23 protein-coding genes are annotated in these 19,737 nt (G+C 65.0%); 4 read left to right on the top strand and 19 right to left on the bottom strand.

What is annotated here, in order from left to right:
• Positions 1 to 8: 8 nt before the first annotated feature.
• Positions 9 to 743: a hypothetical protein gene (locus tag AB7E19_RS10820; RefSeq protein WP_053288581.1), complete on the bottom strand. Its 735-nt coding sequence runs from the start codon at positions 741 to 743 to the stop codon at positions 9 to 11.
• Entirely contained in the window at positions 743 to 1,303 is a 561-nt protein-coding gene (locus AB7E19_RS10815; protein WP_053288582.1) for a YceI family protein, read from the bottom strand. The genes AB7E19_RS10820 and AB7E19_RS10815 overlap by 1 nt, the downstream gene beginning before the upstream one ends.
• Positions 1,304 to 1,412: 109 nt before the next feature.
• Here AB7E19_RS10815 and AB7E19_RS10810 point away from each other — a divergent pair, with 109 nt between their 5' ends.
• Positions 1,413 to 2,315: a LysR family transcriptional regulator gene (locus AB7E19_RS10810; protein ID WP_039038856.1), complete on the top strand. Its 903-nt coding sequence runs from the start codon at positions 1,413 to 1,415 to the stop codon at positions 2,313 to 2,315.
• 8 nt (positions 2,316 to 2,323) lie between these two features.
• Here the strand turns inward: AB7E19_RS10810 and AB7E19_RS10805 are convergent, their stop codons facing one another.
• Complete coding sequence (locus AB7E19_RS10805) at positions 2,324 to 2,725, bottom strand: hypothetical protein (RefSeq protein WP_427935235.1); 402 nt, start codon at positions 2,723 to 2,725, stop codon at positions 2,324 to 2,326.
• A 66-nt stretch (positions 2,726 to 2,791) separates the two neighbouring features.
• Between AB7E19_RS10805 and AB7E19_RS10800 the strand changes: the two genes are divergently transcribed.
• A complete protein-coding gene (locus AB7E19_RS10800; protein ID WP_427935233.1) occupies positions 2,792 to 4,525 on the top strand; it encodes a formate--tetrahydrofolate ligase in 1,734 nt (577 codons plus the stop codon).
• A gap of 158 nt (positions 4,526 to 4,683) precedes the next feature.
• On the opposite strand, the gene AB7E19_RS10795 is transcribed toward AB7E19_RS10800, so the two are convergent.
• Both AB7E19_RS10795 and folE read right to left on the bottom strand, forming a co-directional pair.
• The gene (locus AB7E19_RS10795) at positions 4,684 to 6,333 is read right to left on the bottom strand and encodes a methyl-accepting chemotaxis protein (protein WP_043154240.1); all 1,650 of its coding nucleotides are present in this window, start codon (positions 6,331 to 6,333) and stop codon (positions 4,684 to 4,686) included.
• A 250-nt stretch (positions 6,334 to 6,583) separates the two neighbouring features.
• Positions 6,584 to 7,240, bottom strand: a complete 657-nt coding sequence (folE, locus tag AB7E19_RS10790) for a GTP cyclohydrolase I FolE (RefSeq protein ID WP_010674171.1) — start codon at positions 7,238 to 7,240, stop codon at positions 6,584 to 6,586.
• Between the two features lie 370 nt (positions 7,241 to 7,610).
• On the opposite strand from folE, the gene moeA reads away from it, so the two are divergent.
• Entirely contained in the window at positions 7,611 to 8,837 is a 1,227-nt protein-coding gene (gene moeA, locus AB7E19_RS10785; RefSeq protein WP_427935399.1) for a molybdopterin molybdotransferase MoeA, read from the top strand.
• Positions 8,834 to 9,589 (top strand): molybdopterin-synthase adenylyltransferase MoeB, encoded by a 756-nt coding sequence (gene moeB, locus AB7E19_RS10780; protein ID WP_427935230.1) that lies wholly within the window; start codon positions 8,834 to 8,836, stop codon positions 9,587 to 9,589. Before moeA ends, moeB begins: the two co-directional genes overlap by 4 nt.
• 71 nt (positions 9,590 to 9,660) lie before the next feature.
• On the opposite strand, the gene AB7E19_RS10775 is transcribed toward moeB, so the two are convergent.
• The 14 genes from AB7E19_RS10775 to napG form a co-directional block, all read right to left on the bottom strand.
• The gene (locus AB7E19_RS10775; RefSeq protein WP_427935228.1) at positions 9,661 to 10,473 is read right to left on the bottom strand and encodes a hypothetical protein; all 813 of its coding nucleotides are present in this window, start codon (positions 10,471 to 10,473) and stop codon (positions 9,661 to 9,663) included.
• The gene (gene parM / locus AB7E19_RS10770) at positions 10,466 to 11,509 is read right to left on the bottom strand and encodes a plasmid segregation protein ParM domain-containing protein (RefSeq protein WP_223302530.1); all 1,044 of its coding nucleotides are present in this window, start codon (positions 11,507 to 11,509) and stop codon (positions 10,466 to 10,468) included. The genes AB7E19_RS10775 and parM overlap by 8 nt, the downstream gene beginning before the upstream one ends.
• A 113-nt stretch (positions 11,510 to 11,622) precedes the next feature.
• Entirely contained in the window at positions 11,623 to 12,399 is a 777-nt protein-coding gene (locus AB7E19_RS10765; RefSeq protein WP_042017457.1) for an alpha/beta fold hydrolase, read from the bottom strand.
• Between the two features lie 66 nt (positions 12,400 to 12,465).
• A complete protein-coding gene (gene modC / locus AB7E19_RS10760) occupies positions 12,466 to 13,521 on the bottom strand; it encodes a molybdenum ABC transporter ATP-binding protein (RefSeq protein WP_427935225.1) in 1,056 nt (351 codons plus the stop codon).
• The gene (gene modB / locus AB7E19_RS10755) at positions 13,518 to 14,198 is read right to left on the bottom strand and encodes a molybdate ABC transporter permease subunit (RefSeq protein ID WP_323903090.1); all 681 of its coding nucleotides are present in this window, start codon (positions 14,196 to 14,198) and stop codon (positions 13,518 to 13,520) included. Before modB ends, modC begins: the two co-directional genes overlap by 4 nt.
• 123 nt (positions 14,199 to 14,321) lie before the next feature.
• Positions 14,322 to 15,044, bottom strand: coding sequence for a molybdate ABC transporter substrate-binding protein (modA, locus tag AB7E19_RS10750; RefSeq protein ID WP_427935223.1), 723 nt, complete (start codon positions 15,042 to 15,044; stop codon positions 14,322 to 14,324).
• Between the two features lie 54 nt (positions 15,045 to 15,098).
• A complete protein-coding gene (gene moaE / locus AB7E19_RS10745) occupies positions 15,099 to 15,578 on the bottom strand; it encodes a molybdopterin synthase catalytic subunit MoaE (protein ID WP_427935221.1) in 480 nt (159 codons plus the stop codon).
• A gap of 3 nt (positions 15,579 to 15,581) precedes the next feature.
• Positions 15,582 to 15,827, bottom strand: a complete 246-nt coding sequence (gene moaD, locus AB7E19_RS10740) for a molybdopterin synthase sulfur carrier subunit (protein WP_010674162.1) — start codon at positions 15,825 to 15,827, stop codon at positions 15,582 to 15,584.
• Complete coding sequence (moaC, locus tag AB7E19_RS10735) at positions 15,824 to 16,318, bottom strand: cyclic pyranopterin monophosphate synthase MoaC (protein ID WP_039038847.1); 495 nt, start codon at positions 16,316 to 16,318, stop codon at positions 15,824 to 15,826. Before moaC ends, moaD begins: the two co-directional genes overlap by 4 nt.
• A 50-nt stretch (positions 16,319 to 16,368) precedes the next feature.
• Entirely contained in the window at positions 16,369 to 16,875 is a 507-nt protein-coding gene (moaB, locus tag AB7E19_RS10730) for a molybdenum cofactor biosynthesis protein B (protein ID WP_039038846.1), read from the bottom strand.
• 193 nt (positions 16,876 to 17,068) lie between these two features.
• Positions 17,069 to 17,659 (bottom strand): cytochrome c3 family protein, encoded by a 591-nt coding sequence (locus AB7E19_RS10725; RefSeq protein ID WP_010674159.1) that lies wholly within the window; start codon positions 17,657 to 17,659, stop codon positions 17,069 to 17,071.
• Between the two features lie 11 nt (positions 17,660 to 17,670).
• Entirely contained in the window at positions 17,671 to 18,126 is a 456-nt protein-coding gene (locus AB7E19_RS10720) for a nitrate reductase cytochrome c-type subunit (protein WP_041212738.1), read from the bottom strand.
• Complete coding sequence (napH, locus tag AB7E19_RS10715) at positions 18,126 to 19,001, bottom strand: quinol dehydrogenase ferredoxin subunit NapH (protein ID WP_069652763.1); 876 nt, start codon at positions 18,999 to 19,001, stop codon at positions 18,126 to 18,128. Before napH ends, AB7E19_RS10720 begins: the two co-directional genes overlap by 1 nt.
• On the bottom strand, positions 18,998 to 19,732 hold the full coding sequence (gene napG, locus AB7E19_RS10710) for a ferredoxin-type protein NapG (protein WP_427935217.1): 735 nt from the start codon (positions 19,730 to 19,732) through the stop codon (positions 18,998 to 19,000). Before napG ends, napH begins: the two co-directional genes overlap by 4 nt.
• Positions 19,733 to 19,737 lie beyond the last annotated feature (5 nt).

The following is a 19,737-nucleotide window of genomic DNA, read 5'->3' as shown; positions in this document are numbered from 1 at the left end:
TGCAGAAATCAGTAAAGTGACGCCTCTGGCCATACCCACCACAGACTCACTCCGGCACCGACGGCCGCCACCAGGATCAAGACCCCCCAGCGAGAGAGTCCCGGGCGCCCGTGCAGGGCACGTTCCAGCAGCGGCAACAGCCAGACCGGCAGCAGCACCAGCAGGGGCACTTCCACGTACTGCCAGGCGAGCATCTGCACGAAGGCGAGTGAAAGCCCCAGGGCAGCCGGGGTCACCTTGACCCCTGCAAAGGCGCCGAGCAGGGCACGGAATCCGGCAAACGCGGCCAGAGCCCCCGTCAGCTGGGCGATGAGCAGGCTGCCATCGATGCCGATGACCAGCGCCAGCCAGATGAAGGCCAGGGCGAAGCCGAGCCCCTCCTCGCTGTCACCACGCCAGCTCGTCCAGCCAGACCAGAGGATGGCGGGCAGCAGGGCCAGCCAGATCCCGGGCTCGCTCGCCAGCACGGAGGCCAGCCCCTGCCACCACACCAGGGCGCCCAGCACCCCGAACAGCGCGAGGGCGATCCCCTTGTTGGTACCCTGGATCAGAGCGGGTACCAGCAGGGTCAGCGGCAGCCACTGCCACGCCTTGACCGGCAGGCCATAGGCACCGCCCAGCAGGCAGCCCACCAGCCAGATCCCCAGGGCGCCCCACAGATAGCCCAGCCGCGGCCAGCGCCACGACAGCAAAGCGGCCCCTAAAGGAGCCGCCAGGGTTTGAAGCAGGAGTGCTGCGCCCATTACTTGCGCACGCCTTCAACGAACAGGTTGATGGTCATCTCGTCAGGGATGTTCGGCACCATGTAGTTCACGCCGAACTCGCTGCGCTTGATGGTGGTGGTGGCGTTGAAGCCGCTGCGGTAGCCGCCCCAGGGATCCTTGCCTTCGCCGATGTGGACCAGGTCGAAGGCCACGTCCTTGGACACGCCGTGCAGGGTCAGGGTGCCCTTGAGTACGCCCTTGTCCTTGGTGCCTTCATAGCCGGTGCTGACGAAGGTCATCTTGGGGTACTGCTTCACGTCCAGGAAGTCGGGGCTGCGCAGGTGCTTGTCGCGGGCCTCGTGGTTGGAATCCACGCTGGCGGCATCGATTTCGAAGTTCGCCTTGGCCGCCGCCGGGTTGGCGTCGTCCATGCTGAAGGTGCCACTGAAGGTGTTGAACCGGCCGACCAGTTCGGAGAAGCCGAGGTGGCCCACCTTGAACTGGACTGTGGTGTGCGCTGCATCGACATCGTAATCGGCAGCCATCAGGGGAGCCGCCATAAACAGGCAGGAGGCCAGCAGGGCCTTGGTCATTTTCATTCCGATCGTTCCTTCATTGGGGGTTCACAACGGTGTCCAAAATGCTAACCTCCTATCGAGAATAGATAATCATCGATTTATTAAAATAATTATCAACCGAGAGTGGAATATGGATCAGATAGCCGCCATGCGCACCTTCATCAAGGTGGTGGAGTGCCAGAGCTTCACCAAGGCCGCCCATCAGCTCGGGATCTCGGTCGCCATGACCTCCAAGCTGATGCAGCAGCTCGAGGAGTCCCTCTCCACCCGGCTGCTGTCGCGCACCACCCGCCAGGTCAACCCCACCGAGGCGGGCCAGTTCTACTACCAGCGCTCCCTGGCCCTGCTGGCGGAGCTGGAAGAGACCCACAGCCAGCTCACCCACAACAACCAGCAGCCCCAGGGCACCCTCAAGCTCTCGGTGCCCATGGATTTCGGCTACCTGCACCTCTCCCCCGCCCTGCCCCTGTTTCGCGAGCGCTACCCGGACTTGAAGCTCGAGATTGAGTACAGCGACCGGCGGGTGGCCCTGGTGGAGGAGGGGTTCGATCTGGCCCTGCGCATCGGCAACCTGCCGGACTCCTCCCTGGTGGCCAAGCCGCTCGCCATGATGAAGATGGTGGTGTGCGCCAGCCCCGACTACCTGGCCCGCCGGGGCAGGCCGAAGACCCCGGAGGATCTCAAGCAGCACGATTGCCTCATCTACACCCTGACCCAGCCGGACTGGGTCTTCAAACGGGATGGGGAGGAGCACAGCATCCGTCCCCAGGGGCCACTTCGCGCCAACAACGGGGTGGCCCTGACCCGGGCCGCCTGCGACCACCAGGGCATCATCTTGCAGCCCACCTTCATCGTGGGGGATGCGCTGCGCTCGGGGGCGCTGGTCCCCTTGTTGCTGGAGTGGGAGAAGGGGCAGGTGGGGCTCTATGCCCTCTATCCGCACCGCCGTTTCGTGTCGGCCAAGGTGCGCTGCTTCATCGAATTCGTGCAGGAGCGCTATCTGGCGCCCCACTACTGGGACAGGGAGACCTGAGCCCGGGCTCAGGGGGTGGGCATCAGCTCGGCCACCAGCAGGTGATCCTGCTGGCTCATCTGCCAGCGTGGCAGACGCTGGCGCAAGGCGGCGAGCTCGGCCTCCCCCAGCGCATAGGGCAGGGTGACGTGCAGGCAGTAGCAATCCAGCATGGCCGCCAACTGCATCATCAGGGCGAGGTTTGCCTCGTCGCTCTTGTGCTTGTTGATGCGCTTGCCGAGCTCGTGGCGAAAGTGGGTCTCGGGATCCTGGGTCATCGCCTGCCAGCCGTAACCAAAGAGCGGAATGAAGGCGCTGACGATGCCAAGGGCGGTGAGGGGCCGTTTGGGCGGGTGATAGAGGGCGTTGAGATCCAGCAGGATGGGGCTTTGATGGGGCTCACGACTGCCGGATAAAATAGTATTGCTCATTGGATTACCCTGTTGATTCCTCTAGACTTCGCCGCATATTTGACCTGACATGCCAACGAGGTGCTGATGCTAAGCGATATCGAGATCTCCCGCCAGTCCCCCCGCCTGCCCATCGCCGAGGTGGCAGCACAGCTCGGCATAGCGGCCGCCCATCTCCACCCCCACGGCCATTACAAAGGCAAACTCGACCTCGCGCTGCTCCATCACGCCCCCGCCCGCGAGCCCGGCAAGCTGGTGCTGGTGAGCGCCATCACGCCCACCCCCCTTGGGGAGGGCAAGACAGTCACCACGATCGGCCTCTCCATGGGGCTCAACCACATCGGCCAGCCCAGCATCGCCACCATTCGCCAACCGAGCCTCGGCCCCGTCTTCGGGGTCAAGGGGGGCGCCGCCGGGGGCGGCATGGCCCAGGTGGTGCCGATGGAGGAGATGAACCTCCACCTCACCGGGGATTTTCACGCCCTCACCGCCGCCCACAACCTGGCCTCTGCCGCCCTCGATGCCCGCCTGTTCCATGAACGCAAACTCGGTGACCAGTTCAGCGCCAGAACCGGCCTGGCGCGGCTCGATATCGACCCGGCCAACATCCTCTGGCCCCGCACCCTGGACATGAACGACCGGGCGCTTCGCCACCTCACCCTCGGCCAAGGCGGCGCTGCCGATGGTGTCGAGCGCCCCGATCGCTTCGTCATCACCGCCGCCTCCGAGCTGATGGCCATTTTGGCCCTGGCCAGGGATCTCAAGGACTTGCGCGCGCGTATCGGCCGCATCCAGCTCGCCCTCGACCAGCGCGGCAAGCCCATCACCGCCGAGCAGCTGGAAGTGGCGGGGGCCATGACGGTGCTGCTCAAAGAGGCCCTCAAGCCCACCCTGATGCAGACCACGGAGCAGACCCCTGTGCTGGTCCACGCCGGCCCCTTTGCCAACATCGCCCACGGCAACTCCTCCGTCATCGCCGATCGCATGGCGCTGGGTCTTGCCGACTACGTGGTGACCGAGGCGGGTTTTGGCTCCGACATGGGGCTGGAGAAGTTCTTCAACATCAAGTATCGCCAATCCGGCCTCGCCCCCGCCTGCGTGGTGCTGGTGGCCACGGTGCGCGGCCTCAAGGCCAACAGCGGCCTGCTCGACATCCGGCCTGGCCAGCCGCTGCCGGCCAGCCTGCAAGGGGAAGATCTGCCCACCCTGACAGCGGGGTGCGCCAACCTCGCCTGGCATATTCACAACGCCCGCCGTTACGGGGTGCCCGTGGTGGTCGCCATCAACCGCTTCCCCACCGACAGCGATGCCGAGCTGGCCCTGCTGGAGGCGGCGGCGCGCCAGGCCGGTGCCTGTGGGGTCGCCCTCTCCCGGGCCTTCACTGACGGTGGCGCGGGCGCGGCGGATCTGGCTCACGCCGTGGTGGCGGCCTGCAAGCAGCCCAGTGAGGTCAGGCTGCTCTACCCCGATGAGATGAGCCTTGCCGCCAAGCTCGCCACCCTGGTGGAGTGCGGCTATGGCGGCCGGGGTGTCACCATCTCGGACAAGGCGCGCCAGCAACTGGCCAGACTCTCGGCAGAGGGCCAGGATCACCTGCCCGTCTGCATGGCCAAGACGCCGCTCTCCCTGAGCCATGACCCGGCCAGGAAGGGCGTGCCGACGGACTTCGAGGTGCCCATCGAGGAGGTGAAACTCTGCGCGGGGGCAGGCTTCGTCTATGCCCTGGCAGGCCCCATCATGACCATGCCGGGCCTGGGCAGTCTGCCGGCCTATCGCCATATCGACATCGACGATGACGGCGACATTGTCGGCCTGAGCTGACGTACAGGCTGGCAGTCTGCCGTCCCTGAACACCATATCGACATCGACGATGACGGGGAGATTGTCGGCCTGAGCTGACGGCGCCCAGGTCCAGCCAGAAACAACAAGGCCCCGCCAATCGGCGGGGCCTTCTGCGCTGTGCCGGGTGGCAGCAAGACTCAGAGGGTGAAGCGCTGGGTCATATGGTGCAGGGTATTGGCCAGCTTGCTCAGCTCGACACAGGCCTGGGCGGTCTGCTGCGCCCCCTGGGCATTCTCGTCGGCGGCGGTGTGGATCTTGACGATGCTGCGATTGAGCTCCTCGGTGACCGCGTTCTGCTGCTCGGTGGCGGTGGCGATCAGGGTGTTCATGTCGGTGATCTGGGTGACGGCACCGTTGATGCTGTCGATGCTGCTCCCCGCCTCCCGCGCCAGCTCCACGCTCTCCTGCATCTGCTGACGGCTCAGCTGCATGGCGCTGCCCGCCTCGGCGGTGCGCTCCTGAAGCACCTCGATCATCTTGCTGATCTCGGCGGTGGATGCCTGGGTACGCTGGGCCAGACTGCGCACCTCGTCTGCCACCACCGCAAAGCCACGCCCCTGCTCGCCGGCCCGGGCCGCTTCGATGGCCGCGTTGAGGGCCAGCAGGTTGGTCTGCTCGGCGATGCCGCGAATCACGTCCAGCACCATGCTGATGCTGGCGCTGTCGGTCTCCAGTTGCTGCACCACGCTCCCGGCCTGCTCTATCTGGCGGGAAACCTGCTCTATGCTGCCGATGGCGCTGCGCACCACCTGGTTGCCCTGGGTGGAGGTGCGGGAAGCCTGCTTGGCCGCCCCCATGGCGTCCGTGGTGTTGCGAGCCACCTCATTGACGGTGGACTGCATCTCGTTCATGGCGGTGGCGACCTGAGAGACCTCTCCCTGCTGGCTTGCCATGCCTTTGGCGGACTGCTCGGAGATGGCGCTCACCTCCTCTACCGCGCTGCTGAGCTGACTCACCGAACCGGAGATTTCACTCACCAGCTCCGCCAGAGCCCCCTGCATCCGGTCGATGGCCGACCCCAGCTGGCCCAGCTCGTCGCGGTTGAAGCGGTTGCCGCGGATCCACTCCTGCAGCTCGCCCCGACCGAGATCGCCGCTCGCAATGCGCTGGGCCTGACGGGCCAGCATGATGAGCGGGTCACGGATCTGGCGGGTCAGCACCACGGAGAGGGCGACAACCAGGGCCAGGCCGATCACCAGGGCCAGGGTCACGCTCAGCTTGGCGCTGTCAAAGGCGGCGATCACCTCGGCGCGGGAGCCCACGGAGTAGCCGTGGTTGATGCGGATGAGATCCCCCACCGACTTGCTCAGGGTGGTGTAGAGGGTGACCCCCTCCCCCATGAAGAGGTGCCGGGCTTCGGCCATCTGTCCCGAGTCCTGCATCTGCCGGATGCGCTGGTGCAGGGCGACATATCGCTCCCAGTCCGCCTTGACGATGTCAAAGGCGCGGCGCTCCTCCCGATCCTCCGCCCAGATGGTGCCATCGTGGGCCACTATCTGGCGCGCAGCCTCTTGCAGGCTCTTCTCGCTCTCGTTGCGATAGCGGGCCTTCTGCTGGGCATCGTCCGCCACCAGGAAGACATCCAGTTCGTAGCGGCGCAGGGCATTGATGGTCTCGCCGAGGGTGCTGGTGCGCACGACGGCGGGCAGGATACTGTCGGTAAAGCCGATGGCGGCGCGGTTCATCTTGCTGAATTCAAACAGCGAGAAGCCGCCGATAAAGGCCATCATCAGGCCGAGTACGGCAAAGCCGGCGGTAAGTTTTTTGCCTATCGTCATGGTGTTCATGGCATGTCCTGCATGGGGAAAACAAGTGGCATTGCTGGGCGCAGGCCTGGCCTGCGCCTTCACTACCCTCCTTGGCAGCACATCTCGTCCCTGTTGGCGCGCACAAGGGCGGGCCCGGGGGTGTCGGCGTCAACCAGACCGTCCGACAACACACAGAGCCATAGCGACCGGCACGGTCACAACTTTAGGTATTTTTCAAAAAAAGTGAGGGAAAGGAGACGGGGCCTGTCGGCGACAGGCCCCGGGAGCACTACCCTTTCAGACCACCGAGGAACTCGGCGCGGGTGTCGGGCTGGGTCTTGAAGACGCCGCCCAGGGAGGTGGTGGTGGTGTAGGAGGTGGAGTCCATCACGCCACGGGCCTTCACGCAGAAGTGGGTCGCCTTGATGCTGATGGCCACGTCCCTGGTGCCAAGCAGGGTCTGCAACGCCAGCAGGATCTGCTGGGTCAGCCGCTCCTGTACCTGGGGACGGCGGGCGAAGAACTGCACGATGCGGTTGATCTTCGACAGGCCAATCACCTTGCCGCGGGGAATGTAGGCCACGTGGGCAAAGCCGTCTATGGTGACGAAGTGGTGCTCGCAGGTGCTGGTGAGGCTGATGTCCCGCACCATGATCATCTCGTCCACCTTCATCTTGTTCTCGATCACCGTCACCTTGGGGAAGGTGGCATAGTCGAGGCCGGAGAAGATCTCGTTCACGTACATCTTGGCAATACGGTGCGGGGTCTCGGCCAGACTGTCGTCGGCCAGATCCAGTCCCAGCGTCTCCATGATGGCGCGCATATGACCTTCGATTTTTTCCTTTTTCTGCTGGCCGCTCAATTCATTGGCCACCAGAGGTGTCTCAAGGCCCTCGGCCTCGAGCGCCGCCCTGACCAACAGGGCTTCCTGGCTTAAGCTCGTCATCGTGTTTCTCTCCCACGCTCAGGGACTGTGCTGGCCTGCGGCATGGTGCCGCGGCGCAATCTTACAGGGCGATTATTGTCATAATTCTGTCTAACTCAAGCCCGGTGCCCGACTTTATGCCAAACCACCCCGCTTTGTCCGCACCGGCCTGCCCATTCGGGGGCAAGGCGCACGGCCGTGCCGCCTCTTCCCCACCTGCCATCCCGCGCAAGCCTCGCCCTGGTTACCCATCAGGAGGTAATTCAACGGGATAGCGCCCCAGAATCCGATCACACCGGGGCATCTGCCCCCCATTACCGCACCTTCGGCCTGCCCATCGGAGCGGATTTTTGGGATAATCCGCCCCCTACACACCAGAGAGGTCATGATGATGGGATTCGATACCGGTGCACTCCTCCCCTTGGACAAGGCCCTGCAAGGGATGCTGGAACAACTCACCTGCTGCTGCGAGACGGAGCGGTTGCCCCTGCCCCAGGCGCTGGATCGGATCCTGGCCGAGGAGATAAGCTCCCCTCTGTTCGTCCCCCCCTTCGACAACGCCGCCATGGACGGCTATGCCGTGCGCCTGGCGGATCTCGCCGCCGGGATGCCGCTCCCCGTGGCGGGCAAGGCCTTTGCGGGCCAGCCCTATGAGGGGGAGTGGCCCGCCGGCCACTGCATCCGCATCATGACCGGGGCCCCTGTGCCCTCGGGTGCAGACGCTGTGGTGATGCAGGAAGAAACGCAAGCCGGCGACAACGGGATCACTTTTCTGACCGCGCCCACGCCTGGCCAGAACATCCGTCGCCGCGGCGAGGATCTGGCGCAGGGCGCCCGGGTGCTCGAAAGCGGCCTGCGCCTGAGCCCCAGGGAGCTGCCGCTGCTCGCCTCCCTTGGCATCGCGAACGTCACGGTGCGCCGTCCCCTCAAGGTCGCCATCTTCAGCACAGGGGACGAGCTCAAGCCTCTGGGCACCCCGCTCCAGCACGGGGACATCTACGACTCCAACCGCTACGGGGTCAAGGCGATGCTGAGCCGCATGGGCTGTGAGTGCCTGGACCTTGGCATCATTCCCGATGATCCGGCGGCCCTGCGCGCCGCCTTCTTGCAGGCCGACCGCGAGGCCGACGCCCTGATCACCACCGGGGGAGTCTCGGTGGGGGAAGCGGACTTCACCAAGCAACTGCTCGAAGAGCTCGGGGAAATTGGCTTCTGGAAGCTCGCCATCAAGCCGGGCAAACCCTTCGCCTTTGGCCGGTTGCCAAACGCCTGGTTCTTCGGTCTGCCGGGCAACCCGGTCTCCGCCATGGTCACCTTCGATCAGCTGGTGCAACCGGCCCTGGCCAGACTGGCCGGTCAGCAGTTTGCACGCCCGCACCCCCTCCAGGCCCTGGCGACAGAGCCGCTCAAGAAGAGCCCGGGGCGCCTGGACTTCCAGCGCGGCATAGTGAGCGTGGGCCCGAATGGCCTCGAGGTACGCAGCACCGGCTCCCAGGACTCCGGGGTGTTCAGCTCCCTCTCCCGGGCCAACTGCTACATCGTGCTCGAACAGGAGCGCGGCAAGGTAGCCGCCGGTGAGACGGTCACCGTCGAGCCCTTCTCGGGGCTGCTGCTGTGAGCGAGATCCTGAGCGACGCCGAGCTCATTCGCTACAACCGCCAGATCGTGCTCAAATCCTTCGACTTCGAGGGACAGGAGGCGCTCAAGCAATCACGCGTGCTGGTCATCGGCGCCGGGGGCCTCGGCTGCGCCGCCAGCCAGTATCTGGCGGTGGCCGGGGTCGGCCACCTCACCCTGGTGGATTTCGATCGGGTGGAGCTCTCCAATTTGCAGCGCCAGGTGCTTCACAGCGACGCGCGCATCGGCCAGCTCAAGGTGGAGTCCGCGGCGACGTCCCTGCGCGCCCTCACCCCCTGGCTCGAGGTGGAAACCCACGCCGCCCTCGCCGACGAGGCGCTGCTCGATGCCCTGCTGCCAGGCCATCAGCTGGTGCTCGACTGCACCGACAACGTCGCCATCCGCAACCTCCTCAACCAGCGTGCCCGCCAGCACAAGGTGCCCCTGGTCAGCGGCGCCGCCATCCGGCTGGAAGGGCAGCTCTGCAGCTTCACCTGGCAGGAGGATGAACCCTGCTACGCCTGTCTCAGCGCCCTCTTTGGCGATCAGGCCCTCACCTGTGTCGAGGCGGGGGTACTGGCCCCCGTGGTGGGGCTGGTGGGCAGCCTGCAGGCGCTCGAGGCCATCAAGCTGCTGGCGGGCATGGGCAAAAGCTACAGCGGCCGCCTGCTGATGATCGACGGTCTGGGTGGCAGCTTTCGCGAGCTGAAGCTTCCCAAACGCCCCGACTGCCCGGTCTGCTCAAGGCCCTGAGCAGCGCCCACAAAAAAGCCGAACCCCGGGGTTCGGCTTTTTTCATTGGGCTGCGGGTCGTCACAAAGGGCCTAGAAGATCCCCTTCGCCTTGACCTTCTTCATGCTCGCCACCTGGTTCGAGAGATCCTCGATGAGGGGCTCCGCCAGCTCGGACGAGCCAGCCCCCCGGGCGGGCTGGCTGGCCAGGCGCTGGATCAGGCGGTGCTGCTCGCGAATGAGCCGGGACTGCTCCTCCAACTGGCGGGAGAGCAGCTGGATGCTGCCCGCAAGAGGGGCCAGATCCGCCTCTCCCCCCGCCGTCGGCAGCTTGCCCGCGATGGCCTCTGCCAGCAGATCGTGATCGAGCGGGGCCGGCAGCCCCTGCTTCAGCTCGTCCCAGAGCCCGGTGGGCTGCTGCTCGCCGATGCGGCTCACAATCTCGTCCACCAGGCTGTCCGGAAGTGGCGCCGCCGCCTGCTGACCCAGACGCTGAACGATTTCATCCGCCAGCCCCCGGTTGTCCCCCTGCCCCAGCTGGGGAGCCAGCCTGGCCACGATTTCATCGATCAGGGTATCGGTCGCCACGGGTGCAGTCTCTTTCCCCAGATCGAAGCCGCAACTGGCGAAGACATGGCGCAGGGTCGAGAGGTTCACCTGCTCCGGGCCGAAGGCATTGGCCATCCCCTTGCAAAGGCTCGGAGCCAGCACGTACAGGAACATGCCGCTGAGGTAGATGTCCTTGTGAAAACGGCTCTTGGAGAAGTCGAACTCCTCCACGTCGTCCTGGATCTTGCGCGCCCGCTGATACCAGCTTTGCAAGATCCCGGCCGCATAGCGATCAGACTCCAGCGCACCCGGATCCATGAAGATGGAGAAGGTCATGCGCTTGAGTTGACTACTCATCGCCGACCTCGGCCATCACGGGCGCCTCACGGTACACCTCTTCCTCTTCCGTGGTGTAGAGGCAGATCTCTCGCGCCAGGGCGGACTGGGCATCGTCCAGCAGCTCCACCCGCTCCCCCAGGGTCGGATAGGCAGCCTTGATGGCATCGACGATCAGGGACGCGCCGCCACCGACCAGATAGATCCGGTTCGGGTTCTTGGCGAACTTCTTCGCCTCGTGGGCCACCTGGGAGCCCAGCTCGTCGATCTTGTTCTGCATCTTCTCGAGGATCTTCGGGATCTGGCTCTCGTCGTTCACCACGTCACGCACGAAGCTCATGTCGTGGCGGCGCTTGATGAATTCGTTGGCCACCAGATAGCTCGAATCGCTGTCTGCCGCCGCCAGCGCCTTGCGGGTCGCGTCGGTTACCATGGAGACGCCGATCTCGTTGTTGCCATACACATCGGAAACGTCGTCAAACTCGCCGACGATGATCCCCATGTCCAGGGTGGTGCCACCGCAGTCGATCACCAGCGTCTTGGTGAACTCGTTGCAGCCCGAGCCAATCAGGCGGGAGAGCGCCGCCGGCAGGCTTTCCGGCATCACCTCCACGCTGACGATGTTGAACAGCTCACCCTTGTTGAGGCTGATGGCCCGCATCAGGTTGCGGCGCTTCTTCTCGATCTTCTCCTCGTTGCGCTGACAGTCATCCGGGTTGTAGAACTCGGTGATGGGCAGGGTCACGGTGATGGCCACATCGCAGGGGGTCACGCCGGTCTGCAACAGGGCATGGTGCACGGAGAGCAGGTTGAGATCGTCGTACTGGTACTCCACGTGGGTGGTGGCCAGGGACTTGTCGGAGGTGGCGTCGTAGGTGTACTTGGTGTTGCCTATCTCGTAGTTGTAGATCTTCTTGTCCTTGCGCAAGGCGGCACTCTTCCAATCCTTGCGAAAGGAGTTGGGGGAGATGATGGTCTTGAGCACCTTGTTCTCAATCCAGCTCACCTTGACGTTGGTTGAACCATCGTCGATGGCCATTTTCATTACTTCAGACATGAGGAAATACCTGTTCAATAGGGCAAGATGGGTCCGATTGCCTTGCCATCTGCCACTGGCAAGGCGATCGGACCAATACATACACGGGGGATCAAGGTCAAAAGGCGACAAGTCTAATGGGTTTCTAAAATCCGGTGAAGCAAATGATTGAACCCGGCGGGATCTTCCGCCGGCCAGGCGTGGTGACCATCCGGGGTGTGGATGGTGGCATTGGGCAGGGAGGCGAACTGCTCCACCCGCCGCGCCAGGGGCAGATAGTCGTGACTGGTGGAGATGATGGCCACCGGCTGCCAGAGGGTGCCGAGACGAGCCCGCACCGACCAGCCGGGCAGCGCCTCCAGCAGCGCCTTGTAGGTCTTCTTTTTGTTGCGCACGAAGCGCCCCCGGAAGGTGTGGCGCACCTGGGCGAGATCGGGGCCGGGAAAGAGCTCGCGACCGAGCCACCACGCCAGCGGCCGCATGCCGAACCAGCGCAGCCACTTGAGGCGCATGGCATAGCGCTCCTGCTCCTTTGGCGTCTCCAGCAGAAATTCGCTGAAGCCGTTGACCAGCACCAGCCCCTGCACCTTGTGGGGCAGTTGCAGCGCCAGCTCCAGCGCCACCATGGCACCGAGCGACAACCCCACTACCCAGGCAGGCTCGGGCTGCTCGTCGAGCCAGCGGGCCACATCCGCCGCCAGGGTGGGCACGTCAAAGGGCCCCTCCTGCATGCTCTGGCCGTGGCCGCGCAAGTCGATGGCCACCACCCGGTAGCGTTCGGAAAAACGCTCGATCTGCGCCTGCCAGTCGAGGCTGGAAGAGCCCAGCCCGTGCAGCAAGAGCAGCAAGGGCCCCTCCCCCGCACTGCGCAGGGCCAAGCCATGGGATTTCATTACCTGATTGCGACGCACCCGTCCCCCTTTCTCGACGCCATGCCGGCCACTCATGGCCAGCCAATCCGTACTCCGGTCCCCTGTCTACCCCTCTCCCACCAGGCTCACCGCCTTGATGTAGGCGTAGAGGCGCATGGCCGGCGTCAGGGCGAGCCGCTGCGCGGAGCGGCTGGTGATCCGGGCCAGCAGTATCTGCTGCCCGAGAGCCAACTGCAACAGGGTCTGCCCCGGTCGCACCTCCCGCACCTCCAGCAGCCGGGTCTCGAGGCAGTTGGAGAGGCTGGAGTGCACGATGGGCTCGGTGGCGATCACCAGATCCCGCGCCGCCACCTTGATCTGCAAGGGGCCTGCTTCATCGGGGGCATGCTCCATGGTCACCATCAGGGTCTGCTCCCCGAGTCGCAGGGTCGCCATCTGCTCGTGCTCGTCGTAGTGGGCCAGGGTCGCAGAGAGCATGACCCCGACGTCGTCGCGACTGGCCAGCGACAGGTCGGTGCGGGCGAAGATCTCCTCGGGGGTGCCCTGGGCCTCCACCCGTCCCTCTGCCAGCAGCACCAGTCCATCGCAGAGCAGGCTCACCTCCTCCATGGCATGGCTCACGAAGATCATGGGGATGCCGCTCTCCTGTTGCAAGTCCTTGAGCACGTGGGCCTGATGGATGCGGCTGCGCCTGTCCAGCGCCGAGAAGGGTTCATCCAGCAGCAGCAAGTCGGGCTCGGCCAGCAAGGCCCTGGCCAGTGCCACCCGCTGACGCTGACCGCCGGAGAGGCCGTGGGCCGGTTGCCCCAGCAGCTCGGCAAAGCCGAGGCGCGCAGCCAGATCCTCTGGCTGCCAGCGCCCCCTCCCCTTGCGAGCCGCCAGTTGCAGGTTGCCGAGCACGCTCAGGTGGGGGAAGAGACGGGCATCCTGAAACACCAGCCCGATGCGCCGCGCCTCGGGGGGCAGGGCTGCAAGCTCGCGCCCCTGCCAGCGCAGGGCATCGCCCGGGGCCTTGTCGAGCCCGGCGATGATGCGCAGCAGGGTGCTCTTGCCACAGCCCGAAGGACCGAACAGGCCGAGGATGCGGCTGGGGGGCAGTGCCAGATCGCACGCCAGGGTGAAGGGGCCGAAATCACGTCTGGCCTTGAGGTAGAGGTTCATCCGAACAGCCTCCGTTGCCGGCGTTGCAGCACGCCGTAGACCAGCACCAGCATCACCAGGGAGAAGCCCATCAGGCCGCCTGCCAGAATATGGGCGTGGCCGTAGTCCATCGCCTCCACGTGATCAAACAGGGCGATGGAGAGCACCTGGGTCTCCCCGGGAATGTTGCCGCCGATCATCAGCACCACCCCGAACTCCCCCAGGGTGTGGGCAAAGCCCAGCGCCGCCGCCATCACGAAGCTCGGCAGCGTCATGGGCAGGATGATGCGAAAGAAACGCTCAAACGGGCCCATCCCCAGGGTGGCGGCAGCCTCCAGCTCCTTGTTGCCCATGTTGACGAAGGCGGAGGTGAGGGGTTGTACCACGAAGGGGAGCGAATAGATGACGGAGGCGATGAGCAGGCCGAGGAAACTGAAGGCGAGCGGGGCCCCGAAGGTCTCCCGCCACCAGCCACCCAGGCCGTACTCCGGGGAGAAGGCCAGCAGCAGATAGAAACCGAGCACGGTGGGCGGCAGCACCAGCGGCAGGGCCACCATGGCCTCCACCAGGGGGCGCAGCCGGTGCTGGCTGCGAGACAGCCACCAGGCGAGCGGCGGCGACAGCAGCAGCAGGATGGCAGTGGTGCTGGCCGCCAGTTTCAGGGTCAGCCAGACCGCCAGCAGATCCCCTTCACTCATAGGGTCCCCTCTCGGGTGTCGATAAAAAACAGGGCGCCGTCATGACGGGCGCCGCCTTGGGACACGTCAGGCACCGGATCTGGCCAGCACGGGGCTGGCCGGCCCCCGGCAGACGCCGGGCGCTTACTGCGGCAGGGCGTAACCCGCCGCCTTGATCTGCGCCTGTCCCGGCCCCTTGAGCCAGGCGACCAGGGCATCCACCGCCGCCCCTTTCTTCAGCACCAGGGCCTGCTGCTCGATGGGGGGATAGAAGCTGGCCGGCACCGCCCAGGCTTCGCCGGTCTTGCCCGCCTCCACCAGATTGGCCCAGGCGACAAAGCCCAGCTTCGCATTGCCGGTGTCGACGAACTGCCAAGTCTGGCTGATGTTGGTGCCGGTCAGCACCCGATACTGTTTGGGATCGATCTTGAGATGAGCCAGGGTCGCCATGGCGGCGGTGCCATAGGGCGCTGTCTTGGGGTTGGCGATGGCCAGCTCCCCCTGCCAGTGGCGCAAGGTGGCCTCGTCGGGAGCAGGCCCCCCCTTCTGCCAGAGGCCGAGCTGACCGATGGCATAGGTGAAGCGTTCGCTCCCCTTGCCTTCCGACTCCAGCTTTTGAGGGGTCGCCACGTCGGCCGAGAGGAAGAGATCGAAGGGCGCACCGTGGGTGATCTGGGTATAGAGCACGCCGGTGGCCGCCGAACTGATGACGACGCTGTGGCCGGTCTTGGCGGTGAACTCCTTGCCGATGCGCTCTATGGTGCCCTTGAAGTTGGCCGCCACCGCCACCTTGACCTCGTCAGCCAGCACAGTCCCGCTGTACATGGCGCCGGTCCCCAGCAACAACACGGATACCCATCTCTTCATTCCTTTGCTCCTTATGTTCCGGCACAGCCGGATCGATTGACGCGAGCCCGAGGCTCACTCCCCTTGTTGCCAGCGGGCCAGGGCGGCGTCATCGCTCGCCCTGGCCTCGACCCAGCGTTGCACCCCGTCGGCGGTCAGCTCTTTTTTCCAGAACGGCGCCCGGGTCTTCAAGAAATCCATGATGAAGTGGCAGGCCTCGAAAGCCGCCTCGCGGTGGGCGCTGCTCACCACCACCAGCACGATCTGATCCCCGAGCAGCAGCTCGCCGATGCGGTGAATGAGGGTACACTCCTGCAGGGGCCAGCGGCTGCGGGCCTCGGCCACTATGTTCGTCAGCGCCTTCTCGGTCATGCCGGGGTAGTGTTCGAGGGCCAGCCCCTTCACATGCTCCCCCTGATTGAAGTCGCGCACCTTGCCGACAAAGCTGACAATCGCGCCTGTGTCCTGCCGGGCAGCAAGGCGGGCATATTCGTCCGCCAGCGAGAAGTCATCCCGCTGCACCAGAATGCGATCTGTGATGGCTACGTCGCTCATGGCTCAACCTCCGGTCACCGGCGGGAAGAAGGCGACCTCATCCCCGTCATGGAGGGGGGTATCCAGCGGCACCAGGGTCTGGTTGACCGCCACCAGGAGCTTGCCGGATTCGAGCGCCAGCGCCCACTTGTCACCCCGCTCGCTCAAGGCGGCGCGAAGGGCATCGGCACTGGCGTAGTCGCAAGGCAGGCTCAGCTCGTCGCAGCCGACCAGCTCACGCACCTGCGCAAAAAACAGAACCTTGATCATGCCTGCTCTCCTTTGGTCGCACCCAGCTGGAAATGACCGGACTTGCCGCCCTTTTTCTCCACCAGCCGCACCTGCTCGATCACCATGTCCTTTTGCACCGCCTTGCACATGTCGTAGATGGTCAGGGCCGCCACCGAGGCGGCGGTGAGCGCCTCCATCTCCACCCCGGTCTTGCCCGAGAGCTTGCACAGGGTGCGGATATGGACCCGATTGTGCGCCGCCTGGGGGGCTATCTCTACCTCCACCCGGGTCAGGGCCAGGGGATGGCACAGGGGAATGAGGTCGGCGGTCTTCTTGGCCGCCATGATGCCGGCGATGCGGGCGGTGGCGAACACGTCCCCCTTGTGGTGCTGACCGCTCAGGATCAACGCCAGGGTCTCGGGGGCCATGGTCACGAAAGCCTCGGCGCGGGCCTCGCGTTCGGTCACCTGCTTGTCGGTGACATCCACCATGTGGGCCTCGCCGCTCTGGTTGAGATGGGTCAGGTTCATCTATGCCCCTATCGAAAAATAAGATGGATGATCCGGGTTTACTCCCGGGATCACAGATGGGTCACGAAGTTGCACGGCCGGGTACGGGCGTCGAGCTGATCCCGGATAAGCTGTTCCCAGCCCAGGCGGCAGGCGCCGGTGGAGCCGGGCAGGCAGCAGATCAGGGTGCGATTGGCGAGCCCGGCCAGGGCACGGCTCTGCATGGCGGAGCCTTTTATCTCGGCAAACGAGAGCTGGCGGAACATCTCGCCAAAACCCTGCACCGTGCGCTCGAACAGCACGCCGACCGCCTCGGGCACCCGGTTCTGCTCGTTGAAGCCGGTGCCGCCGTTGATGAGCACCACCTGGACTCCCTCGTCGGCAATCCAGTCGCTCACCTGGGCGCGGATGCGAAACAGGTTGTCTGGACAGAGCGCCCGATCGGCCAGCACGTGGCCGGTCTGGGTCAGGGCCTCGACCAGATAGTCCCCCGAGCTGTCATCGGCAGCGGTGCGACTGTCGGAAACCGTCAGGACGGCGATCTTGAGAGGGATGAATTCGCTGTGTTTGGGTGCCATTGGGGCCATTCCTGTCAATCATTGACCACGAGAGGATGAGGTGAACGCGCCGCACCGTGGTGCCAGCCATGAAAGGAGCCGGTGGGCGCCGCGTTGCCGGGAAGGGATTCTATCAAAAGATGTCTGGCTGGGGGGCGTCATTGCCCATTAATCTCGAAGGCCGCCGGATCCCGAGGATCCGGCGGCCTTCCCATCAGAAGCCTGGCACCCCTTTCATGTCAGGCAGTTGGTGCGCAATCCCCTTGTGGCAGTCGATGCAGGTGTTGGCCCCGCTTGCCAGGTTGGTGGAGTGCATCTGGGCGGCCCGACGCCCTTGCAGGGAGAAGTCCATGTACTCGAAGTTGTGGCAGTTGCGGCACTCGCGCGAATCCGTCTCCTTCATCCGCTGCCACTCCCGCTCGGCCATCTCCCGCCGGTGGGATTCAAACTTCTCGCGGGTATCCACCTTGCCGGTGATCATGCCCCACAGCTCCTTGGAGGCCTGCACCTTGCGGATGATCTTGTAGGTCCACTCGTGGGGTACGTGGCAATCCGGGCAGCTGGCCCGCACGCCGGAGCGGTTGGCGTAGTGGATGGTGTCGCGGTACTCCACGAACACGTTGTCCTTCATCTCGTGGCAACCGGTGCAGAAGGCCTCGGTGTTGGACGCTTCCATGGCGGTGTTGAACCCGCCCCAGAAGATGACGCCACCGAAGAAGCCCATCAGCAGGATGACCCAGAGGGCCGCCTTCGACGGTGACTTGAAGGTGGTCCACAGACGCTTCACAAAGCCGGGTAATTTCATCTATGGGCTCCTCAGTTCAGCGCTTCAACCGGTTTGAAGGTATTGTTCACCAGCGGCTTGGCGTCCGCTTGCGGCACGTGGCACTGCAGACAGAAGTAGCGGCGCGGAGAGACTTCGCCCAGGGTCATGCCGTCGCGGGTCTCGAAGTGGGTGGGGCTTATCTTGGGGGCCTTCATGGCACTGGCGTTCTTGAAGCTGTGACAGGCCAGGCACTTGTTGACCTTGTTGTCCACTTCATAGTTGCGGGTGTCGTGGGGGATCAGCGGGGGCTGGTGCATGTACTGGCGATCGTAGAGGTCGCCATCCTTGCGAAAGTTCTTCAGAGGGGCCGCGTCGGCATCCGTCACCAGATCCGTGCTTCCCCGCTCCGACTTGATGCCCCCCGTGCTGTTGGTGATCTCGGGGACGGCCGCCATCAAGGAACCCGCCATCAGGCAGGCCAGCATTGCTCCAATCAGCTTCTTCATTATGTGTTCTCCGACGTTTTCTCTGCCTTGACGGCAAAACCTACAGTGATTTCAAAAACTTGCTCCGCGCAGACATCGATGCAACGGCCGCAGTTGGTACACTCCTGAGCCGCAATCAAGGGCCCGTGACCACGCCTGGCACCGTGAACGGGGCCGCGCAGGATGGGACGTTCCGGGCAGACCGCATAACAATCCATGCAGTTGCTGCACCGCTCGCGCCCCGAGGCTGCAATCTTGATGAACCCGACCCGGTTGACCAGGGCATAGAAGGCCCCCACCGGACAGAGGTGGCCGCACCAGCCCCGCTCCACCACAAAAAGGTCGAACAGGAACAGCACCGCCAGCAGGCCCCAGCCCGCCCCCATGCCAAACAGCAGGCCCCGCAGGGTGAGCGACACCGGATTGACCAGCTCCCACACCAGCACGCCTGTGATGGCCGGCGCCACCAGCACCATGGCCAGCAGCCAGTAGCGGGTAGCGCGGTTGAACTGACCATTGCCCTTGAGCCCGAGCCGCCCCCTGAGCCAGGCGGCGGCATCGGTGACCAGGTTGACCGGACAGACCCAGGAGCAGAACACCCGCCCCCCGACCAGCCAGTAACCCGCGAGCACCAGCCCGGCCCCGAGCCACAGGGTGGGGATGGGCCACTGGCCCGCCGCCACCGACTGCAACAGGGTCAGGGGATCCGTGAGGGGCACCGTCTCCAGCAGCAGGGAGCTGGAGAGGTTGCCCTTGAGGATCCAGATGCCCGCGAGCGGCCCCAGCAGGAACAGCCCCAGCACCCCGAACTGGCAGAGCCGGCGCAGCAGCAGGAAGCGGTGGGCACGCCACCACCCCAGCCTGGCTGTGGCCTCGGCTCCCGGATACCGACTCATAGACCCTCCGGTTTGCGGGTCGGCAGAGTGAGCCTGTCGCCGATGAGGGACTTGCCCGCCTTCTCCTTCTCTTCCCACCCGAGCCGGTAGTGGTGACCCAGCTCCCCCTTGGCAAGCTGGCGAGGCACCACCTTGATGGCCGCCTCCTCCAGCACGCAGGCGTGCTCGCACTTGCCGCAGCCGGTGCAGAGATCGCTATGCACCGTGGGCAGGAACATGGCGTGCTTGCCTGTGCGCGGGTTGTGCTGCAGCTCCAAGGTAATGGCCTTGTCGATGAGGGGGCAGACCCGGTAGCAAACGTCGCAGCGCAGCCCCAGGTAGTTGAGGCAGGTCTCGTGATCGATGAGCACCGCCACCCCCATCCGCGCCTGATCGATATCGGTCATGGCCCGATCCAGCGCCCCGCTCGGGCAGGCCGCCACGCAGGGGATGTCGTCACACATCTCGCACGGGACGGCGCGCGCCTTGAAGTAGGGGGTGCCGGTGGTCACGGGTTCAAACAGCCGGGCGAGCTTGAGGGTGTCGTAGGGGCATGCCTCGACACAGAGCCCGCAGCGCACGCAGGCGCCGAGAAACTCGGCCTCGTCGAGGGCGGCCGGCGGGCGCAGCGCCTGGGCAGGCAAAGCCTGCACCTGCTGGCGCGCCACTCCGCCGAGCCCCACACCAAGCAGGCCCACACCGCAGGCCCCCTTGGCCATGTCGGCCAGAAACTGGCGCCGACTACGACTCATCTCGC

Origin of the sequence: Aeromonas sp. (assembly GCF_050252055.1) — a bacterium.
GTDB lineage: Bacteria > Pseudomonadota > Gammaproteobacteria > Enterobacterales > Aeromonadaceae > Aeromonas > Aeromonas caviae.
The sequence above is the reverse complement of the archived record's forward strand: the minus strand, read 5'-3'. Positions and strand labels throughout refer to the sequence as shown.